Here is a 22063-nt window from a genome sequence, read left to right as displayed (position 1 = left end):
ATTACGTGCCACGGAAATGGAAGTAGCAAGGCAAGAGGATGCCCCCTCCCGGGCAACTTCCGGGAGGGGGGTCAAAACGCGGACGGGGTAGGGGGTTGCCTCGTTGCGGGTTGCTCGCTCTCCTACGCCGTATTGTCCGCGCCCTTTCCGAGCCACGAGTATATCGCCGGAAGGACGAGAAGGGTCAGCATCGTCGAAGTGATGATCCCGCCGATAACGACAGTCGCGAGCGGCCTCTGCACCTCGGCCCCCGCTCCCGTCGAAAGCGCCATCGGGAGGAACCCGGCGGCGGCTACGAGGGCAGTCATCATAACCGGCCTGAGCCTGATTCCAGCGCCCTCGCGGGCGGCGTCTGACGCGCTCTTGCCCTCTTTCTTTAGCTGGATTATGTACGACATCAGGACGACCCCGTTAAGCACCGCTATGCCGAAGAGGGCGATGAAACCGACACCGGCGGATATGCTGAACGGCATCCCGCGCAGAAAGAGCGCGAGCACCCCTCCCGTCGCCGCTAGCGGGACGTTCAGGTAAATGAGGAGCGCCGGACGCGTGGAGCCGAAAGCCGTGTAGAGAAGCACGAATATGAGGAAGAGCGCTATCGGCACCGCTATCGCCAGGGTCGAGCTCGCGCGCTCGAGGTTCTCGAACTGCCCGCCCCATTCGATCCAGTAGCCCGCCGGCAGCTTTACGTCCCTCGCCACCTCGGCCCTGGCGTCCTCGACGAACCCCGCGAGGTCGCGCCCGCGCACGTTCGTCTCGACGGACAGCCTGCGGTGCACGCTCTCGCGGCTTATCTGCGCCGGGCCTTCCTCGATGCGCACTTCGGCGAGCTGAGAAAGGGGGATAAGCTTCCCGTCGGGCGACGCGATGCGTATGTCCTTTATACGCTCGACGTCGGCCCTGTCCCCGGGGGCGATGCGCGCCTGCATGGCGAAGCGCCTCTGCCCTTCGAGCACCTGCCCGGCCTCCTTCCCGCCTATCGACTCGACGGCGTCCATCACTTGCCCGGCGTTTATGCCGTAGCGGGCGATGGCGTTCCTGTCTACCATCACGCGGAGGTAGGGGAGCCCGGCGACCTGCTCTGCCTTCGTGTCGGCCGCCCCGGTGACGCGCGACACCGCGCGCACCACCTCGTCGCCGAGGTCTTTCAGTCTTTCGAGGTCGTCGCCGTAGATATTTATCGCGACGTCGGACCTTACGCCTGCTATAAGCTCCTGCACCCTGAGCTCTATGGGCTGGGAATAGCTGAACGACGTCCCAGGCACCGACTTTTCGAGCTCCTCGTTCATCTTCTCCACGAGCCCGGCCTTGGTGTCCGCCGTCTTCCATTCCTCTTCCGGCTTCAGGATGACGTATATGTCGCTCGTCTCGACCCCCATCGGGTCGGTAGCGATCTCGGGCCGCCCCGTCCGTGAAATCACCGTCTTCACCTCGGGGAATTTCCCGAGCACCTTCTCTATCATCGTCGTGTTGCGGACCGACTCTTCTAACGAGACGCTCGGGAGGCGCCACGCCTGGAGCGCAATCGAGCCCTCGTCGAGCCTCGGTATGAACTCGGCACCCATGAACGGCACGAGTAAAAGGCTTGCGGCGAACACTCCTCCGGCGATCGCCGCGGTCCTCTTCGGGCGCTTTATCGTCCTGTCGAGAAGGGGGAGGTAGACCCTCTTCAGCTTCCTTATGAGGAACGTCTCGTGGTCGCCCTTTCCCCTTTTGAGGAAGAACGACGCGAGGACGGGCATGAGGGTGAACGACAGCACGAGCGAGCCGAGGAGGGCGAGGATTACGGTCAGCGCCATGGGCCTGAACATCTTCCCCTCGACGCCGCCGAGCGAGAGTATCGGGATGTAGACGATGATGATTATGCCGACGGCGAACATGATAGGCCGGAGGACCTCCTTCCCCGCGGCGAGTATCGTCTCCTTTATCCCCTCCGGTTTCGCCGGAGCGCCGCCGGGCGGCCCGTCGCCTGACAGCTTCCTGACGATGTTCTCTATCATCACGACCGAGCCGTCCACGATGAGCCCGAAATCTATCGCCCCGAGGCTCATGAGGTTGGCCGATATGCCGAAGTAGTTCATCCCCGTGAACGCTATGAGCATCGAAAGCGGTATGGCCGAAGCGACTATCAGCCCCGCACGGAGGTTCCCCAGCAGTATGAAGAGGACCGCGATCACCAGCACCGCCCCTTCGGTCAGGTTCGTGGCGACCGTCCTTATCGTCTTCCTGACGAGGTCGGTTCTATCGTAGTACGTGTCTATCTCGACCCCGGGCGGGAGGGACGCCCTTATCTCCTCCACCTTGTCCTTCACGCGGTTGACGACCGCCCGCGAGTTCTCGCCTATGAGCATCATCACTACGCCTGTCACGATCTCGCCGCGCCCGTCCCTCGTCACGGCGCCCTGCCTCACCATCGGTGCGAATCTCACGTCGGCGACGTCCCTGACGTAAACGGGCGTCCCCTCGCTCCCGGCAGCGAGGACTATGTTCTCTATGTCGACCAGGCTCGTTATAAGCCCCTCGCCGCGGACGAGGTACTGCTCCTGACTCCGCTCGATGTAGGCCCCGCCCGCATTCCGGTTGTTCTCTTCGAGGGCGTCGAAGACGTCGTTAATCGAGAGGCCGTACGACACCAGCTTTCCGGGATGGATTTGAATCTCGTACGTCTTGAGCTCGCCGCCGTAGGTGTTTACCTCGACGACACCGGGGACCGATTTCAATTTAAACGCGATGTCCCATTCCAATATCGATCGAAGGTCCATCAGCGAGTACCCCTCGCCCTTCACTTCGAACTGGTATATCTCCCCGAGCCCCGTCGAGATGGGCCCTGTCTCGGGGGTCCCGAGCCCCTCGGGTATCGACTCGCGGGCCGCGGCCAGCCGCTCGAATACGAGCTGCCGGGCGAAGTAGATGTCTACCTCTTCTTCGAACGTCACGGTCACGGAGGACAGGCCGAACCTCGAGACCGACCTTATGCTCTCGATGCCCGGAAGCCCGGACACGGCCGTCTCGACCGGGAAGGTTATGAGCTGCTCGACTTCCACCGGGCCCAGCCCGGGAGAATTGGTTAAAACCTGAACCTGGTTCGGCGTCACGTCCGGGACGGCGTCCACGGGGAGCCTCAGCATCGATATCACCCCGCCCACGACGAGGAGGAGCGTGATCACGATTATCAAAAACCTGTTTCCAAGCGAAAATTCGAGAATTCTGTTAAGCATCGGCGCCCTCCGTCAGTGTGCGTGCCCTTCGCCCATCTCGTCCCTCAGCATGAGCGATTTCAGGTAGAATCCGCCTTCGGTCACGACCTCGTCGCCCTGGGATACGCCCGACGACACCTCGACGTATCCGCCCGCCTCGCGCCCTGTCGTGATCTCTCTCGCCCGGAAAACCCCCTCGCCCTCGCGGACGAAGACGGCGGGTTTCCCGCGCACCTGCTGCACGGCCGACGCGGGCACGGTGAGCGCGTCTCCGCCCTCGGCCGGGGTGGATATCAGCGCCGAGGCGAACATGCCGGGCTTGAGCCGCCCGTCCGGGTTTTCTATCTCGACGCGGGCCCTTGCCGTCCTCGTCGATTCGTCGAGGACGTCGCTCACGTACGTCACCTCGCCCGTGAACTTCTCGCCGGGGTAGGCGTCCACAGCGACGTCCACCGGCTTCCCCTCGCCGACGTGCCGGAGGTCCTTCTCGTAGACGTCGAGCTGTATCCACAGGTGCGTGAGATCGACGATAGTGTAGGCGTTATTCTCGGGCGTTATGAGCTCGCCGAGGACTGTGTGCTGCTCGATTATCGTCCCGTCGAAGGGGGCCGTCAGAGGGAATATCGACGCCTGGTACCTGCGCCCGGTCCACGATATTTCCTTAACGTCCGCGTCCGAAAGCCCGAGGAGCCTTAACGTTTCGGCCGAGGCGTTGAGAGCCGCCTCCGCCCGGAGGAATTCCCCCCTCGCGTCGAGGTATTCCTTCTCGGAGGATATCTGCCTTCCGTAAAGTCTCTCCTCGCGCTTGAAGTTGGCGCGCGCGACTTCGAGGTCGGCCCCGGCCTTGAGATACTCCGCCTTCGCCTGCCCCAATTCTATACTGTCGAGCTCGGCCAGCACCTCGCCTTTCGTCACCCTGTCGCCGAGAAGGGCGTTAACCGACGACACCCTTCCCGGTATGCGCGGGCTCACGTGCGCGATCCGCGTCTTGTCGGGCTCTATGACGGCCGTGGTTCTTATCTCTCCGCCGATCGCCCTTATCTCGACGGCGGCGGTTTCGAGGCTTATCGTTTCTAGGGCCTCGGGCGTGAGCTCGAGGCGACCTTCTTCGTGCGCCTGGCCGTTTCCCTGCGGCTCTTTCGGGGGCGCTTCGCCCTGTCCGCATCCCGGCGCGAAGAACGCCGCGAGCACTATCGCAAGTAATATCGGGGTCATTGCTGCGTATTTTTTCATTTCGAGTCTCCTTCCCTGTCGGTGGGGATTTCAGGCCATGCCCGCATTTCGTTAAGCGGCCTTCCCGTAAGCCTCTCGACGTCGGCGAGCGCGCGGTGATAGGCGCCGAGCGCGTTCACGTATTCGAGCTTCGTATCGAAAACGGTCCTCTGCGCGTCGAGGACGTCCAGGAGCGAGAACTTCCCCTCCCTGTACCCCTCGAATATGGACGAGTACGCCTCCTCCGCGCGGGGTACGACGTCCTGCCCGAGTAAGGACGCGGCCTCGTATGAAGACCGGAGCTCCGCATACGCGGCGGCGAGTGATGCCCCCGCGTTTACCTCGGCCTCGCGCCTTTCGTGCTCGCCCTTCGATATAAGCCTTCGGGCCTCGGCGATCGCGCCCTGGTTCCTGTCGAATATGGGTAACGGTATGGACAGCCCGACGACGAATGCGTTGTCGTCGTTCTCGCCTATCCGCCTGTAGCCGCCGCTCACGACGGGCTCCGGTATGGCGCGCGCCTTTTCGAGGCCGAGGACGGCCTCCCGCTTTTCCATCTCTGCCGCCCACCTCGCGACGTCGGGGTTCATGTCGATATAAGCGGCGAGGTCCTCGTACGGCGGCACGGGCAGGAGCGTGTCGAGGCTCCCCTCGGCCTTGCCGAAGTCCGCCTTCGTGCTCCCCCACTTCGCCGCCAGGGCCTTTCTCGCGGCCTCCACCTCGCGCCTCGCGCGTCCGAGGCTTATCTCCGTCCGGGAATAGGCGACCCGCGTGCGCTTCGCCTGTATGGGCGAAATCCCGCCGGCGTCCGCCTGCTCGGCCACCGTGTCGTAGACTCGCTTCGAAAGCCCCGCCAGCTCCTCCATTATCCCGAGCCGCCTTTCGGCCGCCACGAGGTCGGCGAAGGCCTTGGCCGTGTCCGTAAGCACGTCGAGGCGCGCGGCCTCGTAGTCCCACCCGGCGAGCCCGGCGTCGAGCCCCGCCACCTTCTTCTGTTTCGATATCCGCCCGCTCAAGGGCACTAGCTGGCTAAGGAGTATCGTGGTTTCCACGCCCCTGAAACCCTCGACCGACCCCGTCCCGCCGAAGTCTTCGACGAATGCCTCGATGCCTGGGTTGGGCGGCAGCCCTTCCTGTATGGCGCGGGCCTCCCTCGCCCGTATCTCGAGCGAATAGGCCTTTAACGCGGGGCTCCGCTCCAAGGCGAGCGCGAGCGCCTGCCGCAGCGTTATCGGGCTTCCGGCCGCCGGCTCCGGCGTCCCGGTCCGAACGGCTTCCCCGGCCTCCGGAGGGGAGGGGGGCAAAGGGGCGTATTCCTCCGCCGGCGCGTAATACGCAAGTGTCATGAACAGCGCGGCTGTCAATGCCGCAGTTTTGAGATGCATTCTGTTTCTCCTCGTCTGTCGATTGCCTGAAAGAAATCGGGGCCGGCCCTTCGGACGGAGCAATGCATAAAGCTCCGCCGTCGGGCGGCCCGTGCGCTCAGCTATATCGAGGGTTTAACAGACGAGGACAGTGGACTTGATGAGGGCCTTCGTTTCGGACTTCAAACGGCCGGGAGGAATGGGAATCCTCTCCGCGATTACGGGGGGACGCGGGGCGGCGTACGCGACGGTTACGGCAAGCGCATGCGCCAATACCTGTGCGTCGATGTCGTTCTGTGCTTGCGCCTTCTTCTCCGTCCGCTTTCCCGAAAGGGGAATGTCGACGCACTCCAGGCGGTGGGCCTTGTTGGCGCATTCGAGCGAATGGAGGTCGTCGCCGTCCGATTGGTAAGTCGCGGCGAAGGCGTAAGTGCAGAGCCCGTTTACGTAGCCCTCGACGGACACTCTCCCGCTTGCCTGGAGGCAGAGCGCCGCGCCGGGAATGGTGATCTGGAAGAGGAGAACAAGCGGCAGGACGAGCCCGGCCGCTTTGGCAAATCTCCTCGCAAACGCTTTTATACGTCTCATACGTTTCGTACTCATAACGCACCGCCCCTTCGGGCCATGGATAGAAATTATATTGTATCCCTCATTAATTGCCAAACAGTACGCGATGTCTACATGATTGGCGTAGCAGCTGTGAGTAGCGGAACCGCACTGTCCGTCATTTTTATAATTTGTCATCCTGCCTGTCCGGCGTAGTTTCAACGAAGACGGAAACTTGTTTCAGGATCTAATCTTTCAATATACTGTTCACAAATGTCGTCCTATATCTACATTATGAGTAACAAGAAACGGACAACTCTCTACATCGGCGTTACTAACAATCTCGAAAGGAGAGTTCTGGAGCATAAACTCGGCGACATCCCCGGGTTTACGAAAAGATACAGTTTGACAGACCTCATTTATTTCGAAGAAGGCGGCTCGATGATTGATGCAATAGCGAGGGAGAAGCAGCTCAAAAGATGGCATAAGGAATGGAAATGGAACCTGGTCAAGGGGATGAACCCGACTCTGGCAGATTTATCCGATGGGGTGGTATGACAGCGAAATGATAAAAACGAGATCCTGAAACAAGTTCAGGATGACAGAAGTGTGGTGTCGTCTCAAAGTGCCGCGACATACCGACAAGGAAAGTCCCCAATGCCGAATCCCTGTTTGTCCGCCCGTCCCTTGGGTTGTATCGCGTCTTTTTCATCCTCCCTTGGGAAAAGGCCCGCCGCGGCGCAGGCTGTGCCGAAGCCGTAGGGGTAGGGGGGATTTAATTCGGCGATTCTTCCGAATATGGTTGGATCGTCACTCCGGGCCGCCGGTTGCCACGTCACTCAATAATAGGATAATCTAATAGTGCAAATGCGACCGACCTGGGCTGAGATAAACCTCGATTCCCTTATCCATAATTTCAACGTAGTAAAGGCTCTGCTCGAACCCGGCGTCGCCGTGCTTTCCGTAGTAAAGGCGGACGCTTACGGGCACGGCGCGGTCGAGGTCGCGGGGGCGCTGGCCGAGGCCGGTACGGATATGTTCGGGGTCGCCACGGTCGAGGAGGCCGTCGAGCTACGGGACTACGGCATCGAGCTCCCTATACTCCTCCTCGGCGGGATGAGGCCCGAAGAGGCCTGGGTCACGGTCGAGCACGAGCTCACGCCCACTATATACTCCCTCGAAACCGCAAGGGCCCTCGACTACGAATCCGTGCGCGCCGGGAAGCGGACGCCCTATCACCTTAAAATCGACACGGGCATGGCGCGGCTCGGGGTCGATCCGCCCGACGCGGGCGAGTTCGCCGCCGCACTCGCCGGGCTCACCAACATCTACATGGAAGGTTTATTCACGCACCTCGCCTCGGCCTTCCTCGAAACGCCGGAAACGACGGACAGGCAGCTCGCGCTCTTCGCCGGTGCGGTCGCCGCCGTCAGGGAAAAGGGGTTCGCCCCCCGCTACGTTCATTCGGCCAACAGCGTCGCCACGGTGCGCTTCCCGGCCTCGCACATGGACCTCGTCCGGCCCGGCATAATCCTCTACGGCGCTGGCGTCGAAGGGGTGCCCGGTCTCAAGCCGGTGATGAAGCTCAAGACGAGGATAATCCAGACGAAGAAGGTCCCGAAAGGAACGAGGGTCAGCTACGGCGGCACGTACGTCGCCGAAAAGCCGTCCGTCATCGCGACGCTCCCGATAGGCTATGCCGACGGCTACGCGCGGAGCCTGTCGAACAGGGCGAAGGTATCGATAAGGGGGGGGCTCGCCCCCGTCGCCGGCACGATCTGCATGGATCTTACGATGATTGACGTCACCGACATACCGGGCGCGTCCGTCGGGGACGAGGTGGTCCTCTTCGGCGACGGGAACGTTTCGGCCGACGCCGCGGCGAGGTGGGCCGACACCATATCCTACGAGATACTATCGACGACCGGAAAGCGCATCCCCCGAAGGTACGTATGAGCGGGGCGCATTCCCGGGATTTCTTAAATTAAATAGATATTAGAGAGGGATAGGTTAAATTTAAGAAGATGCGTTTTTGGAGCGGTATAAATTTTGCGGGACTCGCGGCCGTACTCTTCTGCCTTCTGCCCCAGGTTTCGTCGCACGGCGAGGAAGTGATCAACCTCGGCCCCCTTCTTTATATCGACAGTGACGAGGAAACGGGTACGAAGACCGTGGACGCCCTCGGGCCGTTCGTCTCGTACAAAAAAACGCCCGACACGACGGAGTACGGCTTCAGGCCCATATTCTACGACTTCGAGAACGAGGCGCGCGACAGGTCGAGCTTCGATTTCCTCTACCCGCTCTTCACGCACAGGAACTTCGAGGGCGACACGAAGCTCCAGCTCCTGGTTTATCTCTTCTACTACAAGTCCGACCTCCGTCCGAGCGGGTTCCGCGAGTACGAGTACACGCTCATTCCTTTCATATTCGGGCGGAAGGACGAGCAGCCCGAAAAGAGCTACTTCGCATTTTTCCCCCTTTACGGCAACATCAAGCACAAGTACGGAAAGGACGAGATAGGCTTCGCTCTCTTCCCGCTTTATCTGAGGACGAAAGACGAGGGCATGACCAACCGGAATTTTATATGGCCGTTCTTCGGCATTTATTCGGGCGAAGGGGTTTCGGGCGGGCGCTTCTGGCCGGTTTACGGCATACGGCAGAAGGGGGACGACTTCAAGGACGAGTTCGCCCTCTGGCCCATATACATGCGGAGGGAAAAGGATTTCTACGGCGAGCGCATAACCTCGACGGCGTTCATGCCGTTCTACTATTCCATCGAATCCCCTTCGAGGACGCAAAAAACCTACCTCTGGCCGTTCGTCAACGTCATCGACAACCCGGCCGAGGACTACAGGCGCTGGGACATTCCGTGGCCGTTCGTCACGATCTCCCGCGGCTCGATTCACACGAACAGGATCTTCCCCCTCTACGCGCAGAGGACGGAAAAGAACTACGAAACGGGCTCGTTCCTCTGGCCGATGTACTGGTACAGGATGTACAAATTCCAGGACTACGAAAGGAAAAAGACGGTCGGCGGCCTCTTCTTCGTGAAGAGCACCGTCGATACCCCCACGAACGAAAGGGGCAAGAGCGGAAAGTCCGTTCACCTGTGGCCGATATTCAGCTACTACACCGCCCCCGACGGGTCGAGCAGGCTGCATTTCCTGTCGATACTCGAAACCTTCCTCGGCGACAACCCCCCGAGGGAGCGGAACTGGTCGCCGCTCTGGCAGATAATCGTCTGGCGTATGGACGCCCGGGGCAACCAGATGTCGTCGATCCTGTGGAACACTATAAGGACCGAGCGGACCGAAACTTCAATGAAATTCGAGTTGAGGCCCGTCATTCCGGTGATATCATTTGAGAAGTCCGAAGAGCGCTCGAAGTTCTATCTCCTGGGCGGTCTCCTCGGATTCAAGTCCGAGGACGGCCGGAATATAATGAAGCTCCTCTACGTGCCGATACCGGTCGGAGGCGGCGGGGACGGCGGCTCCGAAGAGGCTTCGGAGGAAAGCGGATTCGCGTCTCCCGTATACAAGCCCGGGTTTTCGGGGGCGCTTGGACAGGGGAACGTTTTTACGGGATATTTCTTACGTGACGGCTTGCGCGAATACGAAGAAATATATAATAACGATAATGAGGATAAGTCTATCAATGCCGCGAGAGAAGGCGGCATCCACGGGGGAGGCTCCTAGAGGATGAACGGAGTAATGTCATTCTTCAAGGTTACGGGCGGGCTGGTGAGCCTCCTCATGGAGACTCTATACTGGTGCAAGTCCGTCTTCGGAAACCTGGACAAGATAACGGACCAGCTCCTGGTGATCGGCTACCAGACGCTCCCCGTCGGCGCGCTAATCGGCCTCTTTTCGGGCGGGGTGCTCGCGCTCCAGGCGGGCCCGACGCTCGCGCAGTTCGGCGTCGAGGAAAACGTCGGCGGGCTCGTCGGGCTCTCGATGGTTAAGGAGATAGGGCCCGTCATGGCGGCGATACTCGTCGCCGGCAGGGTCGGCTCGGCGATGGCGGCCGAGCTCGCTTCGATGAGCGTCTACGAAGAGATAGACGCCCTTAAGACGATGGACATAAACCCCGTCCGCTACCTCGTCATGCCGAGGTTCGTCGCGACGGTACTCGCGCTCCCGGTGCTCGTCATATACATGGACGTCATAGGATGGTTCGGCGGGGCTATCGTGTCGTCCATAAACCCCGACGTTCACCTGACGTTCTCGGTTTACTACCGTAACCTCTCGGATCTCGTCGACTTCACGGCGTTCGTCAACGGGCTAATAAAGGCGGGGCTCTTCGGCGTCATAATATCCATCGTATGCTGCTACGTCGGGCTAAAGACCAAGGGCGGCCCGAGGGAGATCGGCACGTCCGTGACGAAGGCCGTGGTGCTGTCGTTCGTGCTGGTTCTTATCTTCGATTACTACGCGACGAGGATTTTGTTATTCCTCGATATAGATTAGACTAATTGGCTATGTCGGAACAGGGAGAAACAGTGAAGGAAAGCGGCGGTAACGGCGGGCTCGGCACGGCCGGGCGGGGGAGCGGCCGCGCCGGAAACGGCCTCCTCGGGTACCTCAACTCGACCCCCGTCGGAGTGAAAATATCGGGCCTTACGAAATCCTTCGGCCGGAACCGCGTTCTCCGTGGCGTAGACCTCGAAATCGAGCCCGGCGAGACGGTCGTCATACTCGGGAAGAGCGGCACGGGGAAGAGCGTCCTCCTCCGCCACATAATAGGCCTCGAAAAGCCCGACAGCGGCGCGATACTCATCGGCGGAGAGCCGGTCGAGTACGATGCCCCGGGCAAGGGCGGGCACGTCGTCGCGATGGTATTTCAGAGCTCGGCCCTCTTCAATTCCCTTTCGGTGGCCGACAACGTCGCGCTTTATTTAAAGGAGCACAAGGTCTTCAAGGACGACAGGAAAGTGAGGCAGATAGTGTCGAGCGCGCTCGAAATAGTCGGCCTTTCGGAGAAAGAGGACGTCATGCCCTCGGTGCTTTCGGGCGGCATGAAGCGCCGCGTCGCCACGGCGCGGGCGCTGGTCATGAACCCTGACCTCCTTCTCTTCGACGAGCCCACGGCCGGGCTCGACCCTATGATGACGAGAACCATAGGCGACCTCATACTCGACCTCAGGCAGAAAGTCGAAATGACCCAGATAGTGGTCACGCACGACATCGACCTCGCGTTTTACGTCGCCGACCGCATAGCCGTGCTCAGCGAGGGGCGCATTATAGAATTCGGCCCGCCGGAACAGATAAAAAACTGCGCCGAGGAGGCGGTCAGGGAATTCATAGCCCCGCAGTTCGGAGAAAACAGGAGGTAGCGTTACATGAACAAGCACGTAAAGGTCGGGATATTCTTCATAGTCGGGCTTGTCATACTGCTCGCGGTGTTCGACTTCGTCGGCGACATACCGTTCCTGAGGAGCGACTACAAGCTTAAGACCTACTTCCAGTCGATCGGGGAGCTCAGGGTGGGGAATCCCGTAAAGCTCGAAGGGTACGAGGTCGGAAAGGTCTCGGGGATAAAGATCGCCGACAGGAAGATAGAGGTCTCGATACAGGTCGAAAAGAAGGCCGGGGTGCGGAAGGACTCCGTCGCTTCGATAAGGCTCACGAGCCTCCTCGGCACGAGCTACATCAATCTCACATTCGGCACGCCCGAGAGCCCGCTCGCCCAATCGGGCGATACGCTCCCGAGCGAGGAGCCGGCCGACATAAACGACATACTGGTCAAGGTGGACGCCGCCGTGGGGTCCATCGAAAACGCGCTCGGCGCGTTCGACGTCCTCGGCGACAACAAGGAAAACCTCACGAAGATAGTCACTAACCTCGACCTCATACTCGAGGGCCTCCAGAAAGGGGAGGGCACCTTCGGAAAGCTCCTCAAGGACGACGCCGTCTACGAAGAGGCCAAGGGCGCGCTCGCCAACATCAACGAAATCAGTGCGTCCATAAAATCCGGCAAGGGGACGCTCGGGAAGCTCGTAAACGACGACAAGCTCTACGAGGACGCCCGCGCCGCCCTGTCGGGGCTCGGCAACATATCCGAAAAGCTCAACAACCCGGACGGCACGATAGGCAAGCTCCTCAACGACGACACCCTCTACAACGAGGCGACCGGGGCCGCGACAAACCTCAACCAGATACTTGAGAAGGTCAACTCCGGGCAGGGGACGCTCGGCAAGCTCGTAAACGAAGACCAGCTCTACAGGGACGCACAGGACACGCTCCTCAAGGTGGACAAGAGCATCGACACCCTCGACGACCTCGCTCCCCTCGGCGTCTTCGGCACGGCCCTCGGCGTGGTTACGCTGTTCTGACGGGGCGGGACTGCAAATAAAAATGGCTTGGGATAGCTTAAACCTCAGCTCTCTTTTATCAGGGTCTCGATGGTTTTCATGGGCAGGAATAGTTGGTATTTGTCGTCTGGAAATGGTACGAACCCGTATCTGAGATAAAAACCTTCAGCACCGTGTTTGGCGTCTACCACGACGGCAAAGGCTGCAATCTCACCGCTGTGTTCATAACTGCGTTTTAGGGCATCGAATAAAATAATTTCGCCCAGACCACGGCCCCGGTATTTCACATCAATACCCATACGGCCAAGTAAGACTGCAGGGACTTCCGGATAACGGGGTAGTTTCTTTTGTGCTTCTGGTTGGAGCTCGGCAAGTTTAACGCTCTTCATGGAAAGCGTATAAAAACCAGCTACGGTGCCATTTGTCTCGTCGATTACAACGAAAGGTGCAGCGACTTTTTTCCTCGCGTCCTGACTTGCCCGGGTTTTGAGATAAATATCCAGTTCCTCAACGCCACACGAGAAAGAACTGCGGTCGTGGGAGTCCAGGTGTTCTATGTAAAAATCGTTTCCCTGGGGATCGGTCACTTGGAGCTAATAACCTTTTTATGGCGGGCCGCAACTCTCTTAAGATGCTCGTTAGGGGCTGGTGGATTTAGCAACGCCTCGACAAATCTTGCGCTATCTCTGACCGATAGGATAATCCGGTTATGTTTTTCGATAATGTCCACGGCAGCGGCCTGCGCGTGCTCGACCATGAAATCACTTACTGACCGGCCTTCCAGTGATGCCGCTTCTTCAATTAGCTTCTTGATGCGTGGTGTAGTACGAGCTGCCAGGCGCTCATTTTTAGTCTGTTCATCTTCTATAAATTTAGCTGTCTGCATATGCATATCCTTATGGAAATTAAATGTACGTCAAACCGGCGTACAATGCAAGATGCATTTTTATATTAGCTGGCAGCGGCTTCGCATCGGCGGTCAAAATGCCCACCCTATTTGCATCTGCGAATAAAACCACTTGACATATCCACTCGAAACTGATTAAGTTATATATGTAGTGTATAGGTAAACGGGCCGGATTTGCCGTGACGGAATGTCTAAATATGAATAAAGACAATCTGTTGCGGTGTTAATCGAGAGGTCGTCTGCCTATAAGACTACACCTTGCGGTTCTTTGCAGGATTTGTAAGCTAGTGCGGTATGATTTGCCGGTACGGCATGATTCAGGGTAGGGGAAGAGGCCATGCGGATGGCGGAAACCGGAAATAATCGCTACGGGAGACGTTAAAAATGGGACTTAACAGGGATTACATCGGTAAGGAATTTCCTCCACAGGAGCACGTCGTAAAGCCCGAAGAGGTAGCGGCCTACGCTCTCGCCATCGGTTCGCGTAACGCGAGCTTCTTCGGCACGAACGGCTTCGATTCCGGGCTCTCCGTCATGGCCCCGCCGAGCTACACCGTCACCTACGAGCTTCCGCTCCTCGAAAAGGTCTGGGCCGATCCGGGCCTGAACGGCGGCGAAGAGCAGGCGAAACAGAACGTCCTCATGCTCGTCCACGGCGATCAGAACATGAAATTCTACAAGCCCATAAAACCGGGCGATAAAATCGTCTTCACGGCTAAAATCGACGATGTAGAAGACAAGGGCTCGGGCGAGCTTTTGAAGCTCAGCGTCCTCAGCAAGGACGAGAAGGGCGAAAAAGTCGCCGAAAGCCACTGGGGCCTCTTCATCAGGGGCATCGGCAGCGGCGAGAAGCCGAAATCGTCGGCCCCGAAGGCTGCGCCCGCAGCGCCGCCGGAGCCTCCGCCCCTCGCGTTCAGGGACGTCATACGCGTCCCCGAGGACGTAACCTACAAATACGCCGACGCGTCCAACGACCACAACCCGATCCACATAAACGAGCAGGTCGCGAAGGAAGCGGGCCTCAAGGGCATAATCGTCCACGGCCTCTGCACCATGTCGATGACCATGAAATCCATAATCGAAAGCTACCTCGACGGCGACCCGGGGAAATTAAAGGCGCTCGGCGTCAGGTTCACGGCCCCCGTTTATCCGGGCGACACGCTTATCGTGGACGGCTGGGAGACGGGCGAAAAGAACGGGCATTCCTCAATCGCTTTCGAGGTTACGAGGGAAAGCGACGGGGTCAAGGTGATAAAGGGCGGCACGGCCGAGGCCGCTCTCTAACGGCAATAGTAAGTACCTTCCTTAACTTGCTTTGGTGAATGATTTATAGAAGCGGCGGAACCAGGAACCGCCGCTTCTTCATTTTCAGGCGGTGTAGAGCCTGAAATCGTTTCCGGCTCCATCCACTTCGGTATGCAGTATTCCGTTGATAGACTGCTCCAGCATCTCCGTGAGCCCGGGGAGTGAATTCTTGTCCCTGGCCGAAATAAGAACCGCGTTAAACCTCCGCGCGAGCCTCGCCGCAAGGGCGGGATCGGCCTTGTCGGCCTTGTTGAGGACTATCACGCGCGGTATGGATTCGTACCCCGTCTGCTCCAGTATCTTGTCTACGGACTCTACCCTCTCCTCGACCATCGGGTCGCTCGCGTCGGCCACGTGCAACAGGAGCGTCGAGCCCCCTAATTCTTCCAGCGTCGCGCGGAAGGCGTTGACGAGCTCCTTCGGGAGGTCGCTTATGAATCCCACGGTGTCGGTTATCAGCACCTCGCGCCCGCCGGGCAGCATTATCTTCCTCGTCGTCGGGACGAGCGTCGAGAAGAGCTTGTTCTCGGCCACGACGCCGCTGCCCGTGAGCGCGTTGAAGAGGGTCGATTTGCCGACGTTCGTGTAGCCGATGAAGGTTATGGTTGGTATGCCCGTTTCCTTACGCTTCTCGCGGGTCCTTTCGCGCCGGCGGCTTAACTGGGATATCTCCTTTTCGAGGAGCTCTATCTGCTTCCGGATGCGGCGCCTTTCTTCTTCGAGCTTCTTTTCGCCGGGGCCCCTGGTGCCGATACCGCCGCCTAGCTGCGAGAGCTCCACGCCCCGGCCCACGAGGCGCGGAAGGTTGTACTTGAACTGGGCGAGCTTAACCTGCAGCTTCCCCTCGGCCGTCGTCGCGTGGCGCGCGAATATTTCGAGAATGAGCTGAGTCCTGTCCATGACTTCGAGGTTCGTCTCGTCGGATATGGACTTCACCTGCGCGGGCGTGAGCTCGACGTCGAAGATAAGCTTCCTCGCGCCGACTTGCTTGGCTTCGAGTATGGCCTCGCCCAGCTTACCCTTCCCGATGAGATATCTCGGGTCGGGCATCTTCCTCGTTTGTACTGTCGCCGCGAGGACTGCCTTGTTCGCCGACTGCGCAAGTGACCTGAGCTCTTCCAGCGACTCCTCGGCCTCGGAGCGGAACTTCGTCGAGAAGCCGACGAGCATTACTCCCTCCCTGTCCTTGTCGCCGCCCTGCTCGAAGTACGACTTTTCGAGCCCGCTTTCTATCTCGCGTATAAGCTCGTCGCAATTCACGTCCACCTGACCGAGGTCCCTGAATTCCTCGACGCTCCACTTGCCGTCGCCGCCGCGCGGCGGGACGATGTGCGCGAGCGTGAACCTCCCCGGGTCGCCGTCGTGCCTCACTTCGATGAGCCCCATCATGTCGAGCCTCTCGTTCACCATAGTGACGAGGTCGGGCTCCGTGAGGCCGGTGTTCTTTATGTGCGTGTGGACGAGCCGCGCGCCCCGGAGCCTGTAGACCGACTCCCTCGACCTCCCCAGTATCTCGTCGTACGGCAATTCGTACGAGTCGCCGAGGAAAACGGCCGCGACCTTGCCCTTCCTGTTGATGAGGACGGATATCCCCCGGCCGAGCTCGTGCGTGAGGCGCGTAATAGTCCTCGCGAGCTCGAGCGTTATTATTTCTCCTGGCGGGATTTTCCTTCGGTAAAGCCTTTCGAGACCGGCGGTCTCGCTCTTCGAAAGTCCGGACGTCTTTCCGTATACCTTGCTTATAAATGACCCCCCTGAGCTCTTAAAAGCGGTGCTCTCTAATCCTTATGATAAGCATTCGCGGGGTTCAGTCAAGCGCGCCCGCAGCTTCCGTCCGCTATCCTCCCGTTCCCGCTCCGGCTTTTTAGACGGCCGATGTTGACTAATCGAGCCTTGCTGGAATAAAATGAATAAGATAATCTCCGGGAATCTCCGGACAAATTCCGCCCAAAGAGGCCGCCTGATGAAAATTACCGCTCTTGTTAGCCTGCTGCTCCTGTTTTCCTTCGCCGCCGCTGCGGCGGGGGCTGAATATGACGGCACGAAGTATGTCACCCGGTGCAAGGACAGAGCCGGCGCCGCCGTTCCCGACAAAGGCGTTAAGCAGCCCGGGTATTCACCCGAAGAGATCAAAACGATCGAGCAGAAGCTGGTCGAGCTCTTCTACAACCCCGGCGAGGTCGACGGCAGGATAGACCCTCAGTTCGAATGCGCCGTCATGGGGTTTCAGAAAATGAACGGCCTGGAAAGGACGGGCGAGATAAACATGCAGGTCCTGGAAGCGCTCGAAAACCCCGTTTACCCGAGCCCTGCGCAAAAACATCAGGGCATACATACGGAGGCCGATCTCGAGCGCCAGGTGCTCACCGTGTATCGCGATAACGAGATCGTCCGCATCATGCCCGCATCGAGCGGGGCCGACAAGCCGTTCAAGGAGCCCGGGGGAGGGTACGGGAGCGCGAGGACGCCGCTCGGCGATTTTAAATTCTTCGCCCGCATCTGGGGCCTCCACGCGGACCACCTTGGCGACCTCTTCAACCCCGTGTACTTCGATGAGGGCGGATACGCCGTGCACGGCGATACGCAGGTCCCCTCCTATAATGCCAGCCACGGCTGCATACGTATCTCTATCGAGGATTCGGTCTGGTTCGAGAAGACTGTCCCCCTCCAGACGCCGCTCCTCGTCTCGGCGACAGCGCTTCCGACGACGCGGCGGGAGTGAACCTCCCCGGTATCCGGTCTAACGGTCCCTGGTGCGAATTCTGCCTGATGCATATCGACTATTTGGATTGTCGATAAACTTTGCGGAGTGCCGGCGATTTCTTCTGGATTATCATCATAGCCGTAAACAGCTTCGAGACGTTCGGTCCCCCTGTCAGGCCCCGGCCTTTCTCCGCCTCGCGGCATAAATCATCCCGATAAGTGCAAGCCCCGCCGCCGCCGCGATCATTCCCCATTCCGACAGGGTCGGGATAGGGGCTACGTTCGGGGTGGGCTCGAACCATATTCTCTCGACGCCCTGAAAGACCGACGCGTCCTGCACAGTGAGGTATATCGAAACCCTGCTTATAGGCTCGGCGCTTTCTATCCCGAGGAACGAGTCGAACGATTCCCCCGCGAGGACTGTCGTCGAGCCTATGGGCCCGGAACCGCTGCCGAACACATCCACGAGAAGCTCGGTAATACATGCTTCTTCATCGTCCGTAACGCATCCGATATCAAGCCCGACGGCGGTGGCTTTGGGGCCCTCAAAGAGTATGTCGAACGACGAGACGGGGATACTCGTTATGAGAACGTTCGGCGGGTTGCCGCCCCCCTCGAAATCCGCGCCCAGGAGTGCGAAGAGGGTAGGGTCCGACATCAGGTCTACCAGGAGCGTAAGGAACGGCGATATGAATCCTGGCGTGAAGCAGTCGTCGTTGCTGCTCACATCGACCGGCGAGGTGCAGTTTACGAACGTACCTTCGGCAAACTGCCTGCTGTTAAACCGCTGGAGCTCCACCTCCGGGTTGTTTTCGAGGAATACAACCTCTTCATTCGTGAATTGGACCGCATCTGCGGAAACGACAAGCGGGAGAAATAAAAACGCGAAGACGAGAAAACCGGAAAGGCGTCCTGCACGGCCCAGGCATGGATATCTATTCATCCGCCTCCTCCTCAATAGGTGTTAATTAACCATATTACTATCTTCAGCGATAAAAAACTACACTCTTGTTGAGCTTCGAGGCAACGAGATATTCGACCGGCGGGAAGAGAGGGCGTCTCCCGCCGGGAAAATCGGCGTAGCCGCGGAGGAAGCCGGAGCGGCATAAAAGGATGCCGTGATCATCCGGCGCTCGTAAGCTGCGGTTGGTATGAGAAGCAGGTTCGTTCCGGAATGCGCGCGGTCCGCTTAAGGCTGCTGCGGTGGGCCCACCTGCGGCGTTTTCACGGGGGCCGCGAGCCCGTAGAACACGACAACGCCGTCGCCGGCGCACTCGGTCGATACCTGCCTGCATCCCTCTTCCGACATCCTGAGGCAGGCTTCGAGGTCGTTCACGTTGTTGAGCACCCATACGTTCCCCGAGCTGTCTACCGCGACGTCCGTCACGTGCTGGAGCGCGCCGCCCCCGTCGTATCCGGCGGGGGGCGAAATAGGCTCACCTGTGGCGAGCCCGTGGGGGCAGTTCCCGCGGCGCACTCCGCAGAGGTTGACGAGCGCGCCCGCCTGGAAATCCGCCACCCAGACGTTGTCGTTGCCGTCCACCGCTATGCCCCACGGCCCGGCGATGCCGCCGCCCCTGAAGGGCGAGCCGGGCGCGTTCTCGCCATATGGGTCGAGAAGCGTCACGCTGCCGCCGGGGTCCCCGGTGAGGTTGGCCGCCCACACGTTCCCGAAGCTGTCTATCGCTATCCCCCTCGGGTCGCTTAGGCCGCAGCACCCCGGCGCGGTCTGGAGCACGGGGTTCCCGAAATGATCTATGCGCGTAATCGAATTCCCCGTGCCGTTCGTTATCCACAGGTACCCGTCGATATCGACGGCCAGGTCGAACGGCCCCGACAGCGTGTCCGTCCCCGGATAGGCGAATGTGAGCGGCGTGCCGGGGTCGCCGCCGGGGAATACCGTGAGCGAGTTCCCGCATTCGGGGCATCCGGGCGAAGGCCCGCTGTTCACGAACCAGACGTTGCCCTCGTAGTCCACGATGGTCCCCTGCACCTTGCTCGCGAATCCTCCCGCGCTGAACCCCCTCCGGCCCGGCGATAGCGGCGCGCCGTCCGGGCGGAGGAGCGATATGCTGTCGCCCCTGAAATTCCCGACCCATATATTCCCCGTCTCGTCTATGGCTATGCCGGGGCCCGCGCCGTCTACTCCCCCGCCCGCGAACCCCAGCCTCGGCGACAGCGGATAACCGGCGGGGTCGAGCTTCGTCGCGCCGAGGTTATCGGTAGTGCAGTCGGCAAGCCCGGCGTGGGGGCCCGAGAGAAAGTTGTTGGTAATCCAGGCGTTGCCCTCGGCGTCTATGGATATGCCGCCCGGCGCGTCGAGGCCGCCGCCCGTGAACTTGAGCGCTATGGTCCACGCCGCCGGAGGGGCGTTGAGCGCCGGCCTGTACGGCCCCTCTCCCGCGAGATCGTATATTTCCTCTACGTTGTGCCACGGGTTGAGCGCGATGCCGTGCGCTGCCGCGAGCGTATCGCCCGGTATCCGGCCGCCGGGCGGCGCCGACGCCGCGAAGAGGTTTTTGCATGCGTCCGAAGGCGAGAGCGTCACGCACGCCGCGAGAATATTGCCAAGTGTGTTGAGCTCGGCGAGGGTACCCGTCTCGGAGCCGTTGACGGCGTTCTGTACGACCCATCCGAGCCTGCCCGTCTCGATATTGACGAGGTTCCCGACGTTAAGCGCCGCGTTCCTGACGCCGACGAAATTCCCCGATATCGAGCCCCCGCCCAGGAACTGCGCGCTCGTCCAGACGGAGGCTATGGTCGTAAGCTCGTTTATCGTTATGGAATCCGGGCGCCGGTCGACGTCGCCGACGACTGTAAGAAGCGCGATTGCTCCGTTGGCGGCCGACTTCCCGGCCGGTATGCCGCCCCTGGCGACGGCGTAGATTATACCGTCGCCCGACGGTCTTCCGAATTTTATCTCGAATTCGCCCGAGGAGTTGGTAATTCCCGAGCCGATTTCCTCGGCGGGAGAGGCCGAGCCCGCCTCGTACAGGGTTACGGCCGCTTCCCTCACCGGCTCGCCCCCGCCGAGAACCCTTCCGCTCAGCGTGAGGTCGCTGCCCCCCGGGGAATCGCATCCCGCAAGCACCGCCGCAAAAAATAAAAGCCCTATGTATCTCGTAACGAAAGACCCAGGGCCCGATGTAAACCTTTCCCCACAACGCATGGTAATTATGCGGAATACGATAACCGGTACGGCGGGAAATTCAACCGTTGGAAAGGGCGGGCGAAGACTTCACACAGCGGCGGGGCCGGCCCCCGCCCCCGGGCTCTTCGCAGCCCTCAGTCGGTGGCGAAGTCCCCGTGCTCCGAGGCTGCGGCGCTGTTCGCCTTGGGCTCGTGGAGGTCGATATAGCTTTCTATGGCCTCGTTTATTACAGCGCTTACGTTCTTGCCGTAGGCCCTGGCTATCCTGTCGAGCGCCAGGCGCTTTCCGGGTGTCGTTACGAATGAAACTTTCGTGGATTCGTCAGCCATGATTCTGCCCTCTTTTAAAATAGCCTATCACACGCCGCACCGGCGGCTCAAGGGGTTTTCTCGGACCGGCAGGATTTTTGGTGTATATACCGGCCGTTAGGGAGGGGGTAATTTTTATCACGGGACGCGTGTCCCGCGCCGCCGCGCCGGAGGTATGCCGCGGCCCTCGTGCGCCCGCGCCTTTACCTCGCGCACAGCGCCGTTATAATTCAATTCATGGACAATGATTTTAACGACGAGATAACGAAAATAGCCACGGCGCGCGCGGCCGAAAGAGCCGCCCGTCACGAGCCCCCGGACGCCGCCGAAACGGAGAAGGAAAAGACCGTGCACGCCGCTATGGAGGAATTCTACGCCGTAAGCCGCCGCGCCATCACGATATACAACGGTGTCTCGGGCGCCTCGAAGCTCGCGCTCAACAGGCTCACGCCCGACTTCCTCGACCTCTTCCTCAACATACCCGGGCGACTCGCGGGTTTTTCAATAATCTCATCCACGGGGATAGTCATAATCTTCGACGAGGACCCGAGCATCATTACTGTCATCGGAAAGAAGCGTAAATCCGGGGGGCAGGACGCGGGGAAGCTGTCGCCGGCGGTGCAGCTCATGAAAATTCACTACCGGACGGACGAAAACGGAATAATCTTCAGGGACAATTCGGGCGCGGCGGTCGAGCCCGAAGGACTCGTGCCGCTTTTCATAAGATGGGTGTCCGAGGGCTAGTCCTCAGGGCGCGAGAATGACGTTTGTGAGTGCGGCGAGGCCCACGATCAATATAATCAGCACAACCACGCCGACTATATAAACCGCGCCTTCCTTTTCGCGCTCGTCGAGCTCGAACATCTTCTTGATATCCAATTCGTGCTGTTCTTTTCCCTGTTCGCTCATGGCCGAAACATTATAACAAGGGATAGGGGTTTGTAAAGATGCCGGCGATTGATAATTCTTTGTTCTGCCTTTTCAATAGCCCGGAAATATTGTATTGTGTCGTATTGTTATTTTATGACCAAACGTATAATATAAATACTGAATACATTCA

At 59.7% G+C, this 22063-nt stretch carries 20 protein-coding genes; 9 read left to right on the top strand and 11 right to left on the bottom strand.

Features of this window, described 5'->3' with window-relative positions; translation table 11 throughout:
* Nucleotides 1-122: 122 nt before the first annotated feature.
* The 4 genes from PKC29_09825 to PKC29_09810 form a co-directional block, all read right to left on the bottom strand.
* A complete protein-coding gene (locus PKC29_09825) occupies nucleotides 123-3218 on the bottom strand; it encodes a CusA/CzcA family heavy metal efflux RND transporter (GenBank protein ID HML95714.1) in 3096 nt (1031 codons plus the stop codon).
* 12 nt (nucleotides 3219-3230) lie between these two features.
* Nucleotides 3231-4430 carry an efflux RND transporter periplasmic adaptor subunit gene (locus PKC29_09820; protein ID HML95713.1) on the bottom strand — a complete coding sequence of 400 codons (1200 nt, stop codon included), beginning with the start codon at nucleotides 4428-4430 and terminating at the stop codon, nucleotides 3231-3233.
* On the bottom strand, nucleotides 4427-5794 hold the full coding sequence (locus PKC29_09815; protein HML95712.1) for a TolC family protein: 1368 nt from the start codon (nucleotides 5792-5794) through the stop codon (nucleotides 4427-4429). The genes PKC29_09820 and PKC29_09815 overlap by 4 nt, the downstream gene beginning before the upstream one ends.
* 114 nt (nucleotides 5795-5908) lie before the next feature.
* Nucleotides 5909-6361: a hypothetical protein gene (locus tag PKC29_09810; GenBank protein ID HML95711.1), complete on the bottom strand. Its 453-nt coding sequence runs from the start codon at nucleotides 6359-6361 to the stop codon at nucleotides 5909-5911.
* Between the two features lie 231 nt (nucleotides 6362-6592).
* On the opposite strand from PKC29_09810, the gene PKC29_09805 reads away from it, so the two are divergent.
* The 6 genes from PKC29_09805 to PKC29_09780 all read left to right on the top strand — a co-directional run bounded on the left by PKC29_09805 (nucleotide 6593) and on the right by PKC29_09780 (nucleotide 12650).
* On the top strand, nucleotides 6593-6877 hold the full coding sequence (locus PKC29_09805; GenBank protein HML95710.1) for a GIY-YIG nuclease family protein: 285 nt from the start codon (nucleotides 6593-6595) through the stop codon (nucleotides 6875-6877).
* 309 nt (nucleotides 6878-7186) lie between these two features.
* A complete protein-coding gene (alr, locus tag PKC29_09800; protein ID HML95709.1) occupies nucleotides 7187-8275 on the top strand; it encodes an alanine racemase in 1089 nt (362 codons plus the stop codon).
* A 68-nt stretch (nucleotides 8276-8343) separates the two neighbouring features.
* Nucleotides 8344-10014: a hypothetical protein gene (locus PKC29_09795; protein ID HML95708.1), complete on the top strand. Its 1671-nt coding sequence runs from the start codon at nucleotides 8344-8346 to the stop codon at nucleotides 10012-10014.
* Between the two features lie 3 nt (nucleotides 10015-10017).
* Complete coding sequence (locus tag PKC29_09790) at nucleotides 10018-10785, top strand: ABC transporter permease (protein HML95707.1); 768 nt, start codon at nucleotides 10018-10020, stop codon at nucleotides 10783-10785.
* An 11-nt stretch (nucleotides 10786-10796) separates the two neighbouring features.
* Complete coding sequence (locus tag PKC29_09785; GenBank protein ID HML95706.1) at nucleotides 10797-11651, top strand: ATP-binding cassette domain-containing protein; 855 nt, start codon at nucleotides 10797-10799, stop codon at nucleotides 11649-11651.
* Nucleotides 11652-11657: 6 nt separating this feature from the next.
* A complete protein-coding gene (locus tag PKC29_09780) occupies nucleotides 11658-12650 on the top strand; it encodes an MlaD family protein (GenBank protein HML95705.1) in 993 nt (330 codons plus the stop codon).
* 44 nt (nucleotides 12651-12694) lie between these two features.
* Here PKC29_09780 and PKC29_09775 read toward each other — a convergent pair whose 3' ends face one another.
* Both PKC29_09775 and PKC29_09770 read right to left on the bottom strand, forming a co-directional pair.
* Entirely contained in the window at nucleotides 12695-13216 is a 522-nt protein-coding gene (locus PKC29_09775; GenBank protein HML95704.1) for a GNAT family N-acetyltransferase, read from the bottom strand.
* The gene (locus PKC29_09770) at nucleotides 13213-13515 is read right to left on the bottom strand and encodes a DUF1778 domain-containing protein (GenBank protein HML95703.1); all 303 of its coding nucleotides are present in this window, start codon (nucleotides 13513-13515) and stop codon (nucleotides 13213-13215) included. The genes PKC29_09775 and PKC29_09770 overlap by 4 nt, the downstream gene beginning before the upstream one ends.
* A 405-nt stretch (nucleotides 13516-13920) precedes the next feature.
* Between PKC29_09770 and PKC29_09765 the strand changes: the two genes are divergently transcribed.
* Nucleotides 13921-14820: a MaoC/PaaZ C-terminal domain-containing protein gene (locus PKC29_09765; protein ID HML95702.1), complete on the top strand. Its 900-nt coding sequence runs from the start codon at nucleotides 13921-13923 to the stop codon at nucleotides 14818-14820.
* Between the two features lie 84 nt (nucleotides 14821-14904).
* Here PKC29_09765 and hflX read toward each other — a convergent pair whose 3' ends face one another.
* Nucleotides 14905-16368: a GTPase HflX gene (gene hflX, locus PKC29_09760; protein ID HML95701.1), complete on the bottom strand. Its 1464-nt coding sequence runs from the start codon at nucleotides 16366-16368 to the stop codon at nucleotides 14905-14907.
* A gap of 436 nt (nucleotides 16369-16804) precedes the next feature.
* On the opposite strand from hflX, the gene PKC29_09755 reads away from it, so the two are divergent.
* Entirely contained in the window at nucleotides 16805-17563 is a 759-nt protein-coding gene (locus PKC29_09755; protein HML95700.1) for a L,D-transpeptidase family protein, read from the top strand.
* A 153-nt stretch (nucleotides 17564-17716) separates the two neighbouring features.
* Here the strand turns inward: PKC29_09755 and PKC29_09750 are convergent, their stop codons facing one another.
* The 3 genes from PKC29_09750 to PKC29_09740 all read right to left on the bottom strand — a co-directional run bounded on the left by PKC29_09750 (nucleotide 17717) and on the right by PKC29_09740 (nucleotide 21024).
* A complete protein-coding gene (locus tag PKC29_09750) occupies nucleotides 17717-18487 on the bottom strand; it encodes an IPTL-CTERM sorting domain-containing protein (protein ID HML95699.1) in 771 nt (256 codons plus the stop codon).
* 246 nt (nucleotides 18488-18733) lie between these two features.
* Nucleotides 18734-20713: a hypothetical protein gene (locus tag PKC29_09745; GenBank protein HML95698.1), complete on the bottom strand. Its 1980-nt coding sequence runs from the start codon at nucleotides 20711-20713 to the stop codon at nucleotides 18734-18736.
* A gap of 116 nt (nucleotides 20714-20829) precedes the next feature.
* Complete coding sequence (locus PKC29_09740; protein HML95697.1) at nucleotides 20830-21024, bottom strand: hypothetical protein; 195 nt, start codon at nucleotides 21022-21024, stop codon at nucleotides 20830-20832.
* Between the two features lie 216 nt (nucleotides 21025-21240).
* Here PKC29_09740 and PKC29_09735 point away from each other — a divergent pair, with 216 nt between their 5' ends.
* Entirely contained in the window at nucleotides 21241-21747 is a 507-nt protein-coding gene (locus PKC29_09735; GenBank protein HML95696.1) for a hypothetical protein, read from the top strand.
* 3 nt (nucleotides 21748-21750) lie between these two features.
* On the opposite strand, the gene PKC29_09730 is transcribed toward PKC29_09735, so the two are convergent.
* Nucleotides 21751-21912: a hypothetical protein gene (locus PKC29_09730; protein ID HML95695.1), complete on the bottom strand. Its 162-nt coding sequence runs from the start codon at nucleotides 21910-21912 to the stop codon at nucleotides 21751-21753.
* Nucleotides 21913-22063 lie beyond the last annotated feature (151 nt).

The sequence above is a fragment of the Thermodesulfobacteriota bacterium genome (assembly GCA_035325995.1).
Lineage (GTDB): Bacteria > Desulfobacterota_D > UBA1144 > Nemesobacterales > UBA2774 > JADLGH01.
This window is presented reverse-complemented; position numbering and strand designations above follow the sequence as displayed.

Coding starts and splice junctions, on each gene's coding strand:
- PKC29_09765 (HML95702.1), top strand. CDS start 13,921: ATGGGACTTAACAGGGATTACATCGGTAAGGAATTTCCTCCACAGGAG.
- PKC29_09755 (HML95700.1), top strand. CDS start 16,805: ATGAAAATTACCGCTCTTGTTAGCCTGCTGCTCCTGTTTTCCTTCGCC.
- PKC29_09735 (HML95696.1), top strand. CDS start 21,241: ATGGACAATGATTTTAACGACGAGATAACGAAAATAGCCACGGCGCGC.
- PKC29_09795 (HML95708.1), top strand. CDS start 8,344: ATGCGTTTTTGGAGCGGTATAAATTTTGCGGGACTCGCGGCCGTACTC.
- PKC29_09770 (HML95703.1), bottom strand. CDS start 13,515: ATGCAGACAGCTAAATTTATAGAAGATGAACAGACTAAAAATGAGCGC.
- PKC29_09805 (HML95710.1), top strand. CDS start 6,593: ATGTCGTCCTATATCTACATTATGAGTAACAAGAAACGGACAACTCTC.
- PKC29_09810 (HML95711.1), bottom strand. CDS start 6,361: ATGAGACGTATAAAAGCGTTTGCGAGGAGATTTGCCAAAGCGGCCGGG.
- PKC29_09750 (HML95699.1), bottom strand. CDS start 18,487: ATGAATAGATATCCATGCCTGGGCCGTGCAGGACGCCTTTCCGGTTTT.
- PKC29_09815 (HML95712.1), bottom strand. CDS start 5,794: ATGCATCTCAAAACTGCGGCATTGACAGCCGCGCTGTTCATGACACTT.
- PKC29_09785 (HML95706.1), top strand. CDS start 10,797: ATGTCGGAACAGGGAGAAACAGTGAAGGAAAGCGGCGGTAACGGCGGG.
- PKC29_09745 (HML95698.1), bottom strand. CDS start 20,713: ATGCGTTGTGGGGAAAGGTTTACATCGGGCCCTGGGTCTTTCGTTACG.
- PKC29_09780 (HML95705.1), top strand. CDS start 11,658: ATGAACAAGCACGTAAAGGTCGGGATATTCTTCATAGTCGGGCTTGTC.
- alr (HML95709.1), top strand. CDS start 7,187: ATGCGACCGACCTGGGCTGAGATAAACCTCGATTCCCTTATCCATAAT.
- PKC29_09790 (HML95707.1), top strand. CDS start 10,018: ATGAACGGAGTAATGTCATTCTTCAAGGTTACGGGCGGGCTGGTGAGC.
- PKC29_09820 (HML95713.1), bottom strand. CDS start 4,430: ATGAAAAAATACGCAGCAATGACCCCGATATTACTTGCGATAGTGCTC.
- PKC29_09825 (HML95714.1), bottom strand. CDS start 3,218: ATGCTTAACAGAATTCTCGAATTTTCGCTTGGAAACAGGTTTTTGATA.
- PKC29_09730 (HML95695.1), bottom strand. CDS start 21,912: ATGAGCGAACAGGGAAAAGAACAGCACGAATTGGATATCAAGAAGATG.
- PKC29_09740 (HML95697.1), bottom strand. CDS start 21,024: ATGGCTGACGAATCCACGAAAGTTTCATTCGTAACGACACCCGGAAAG.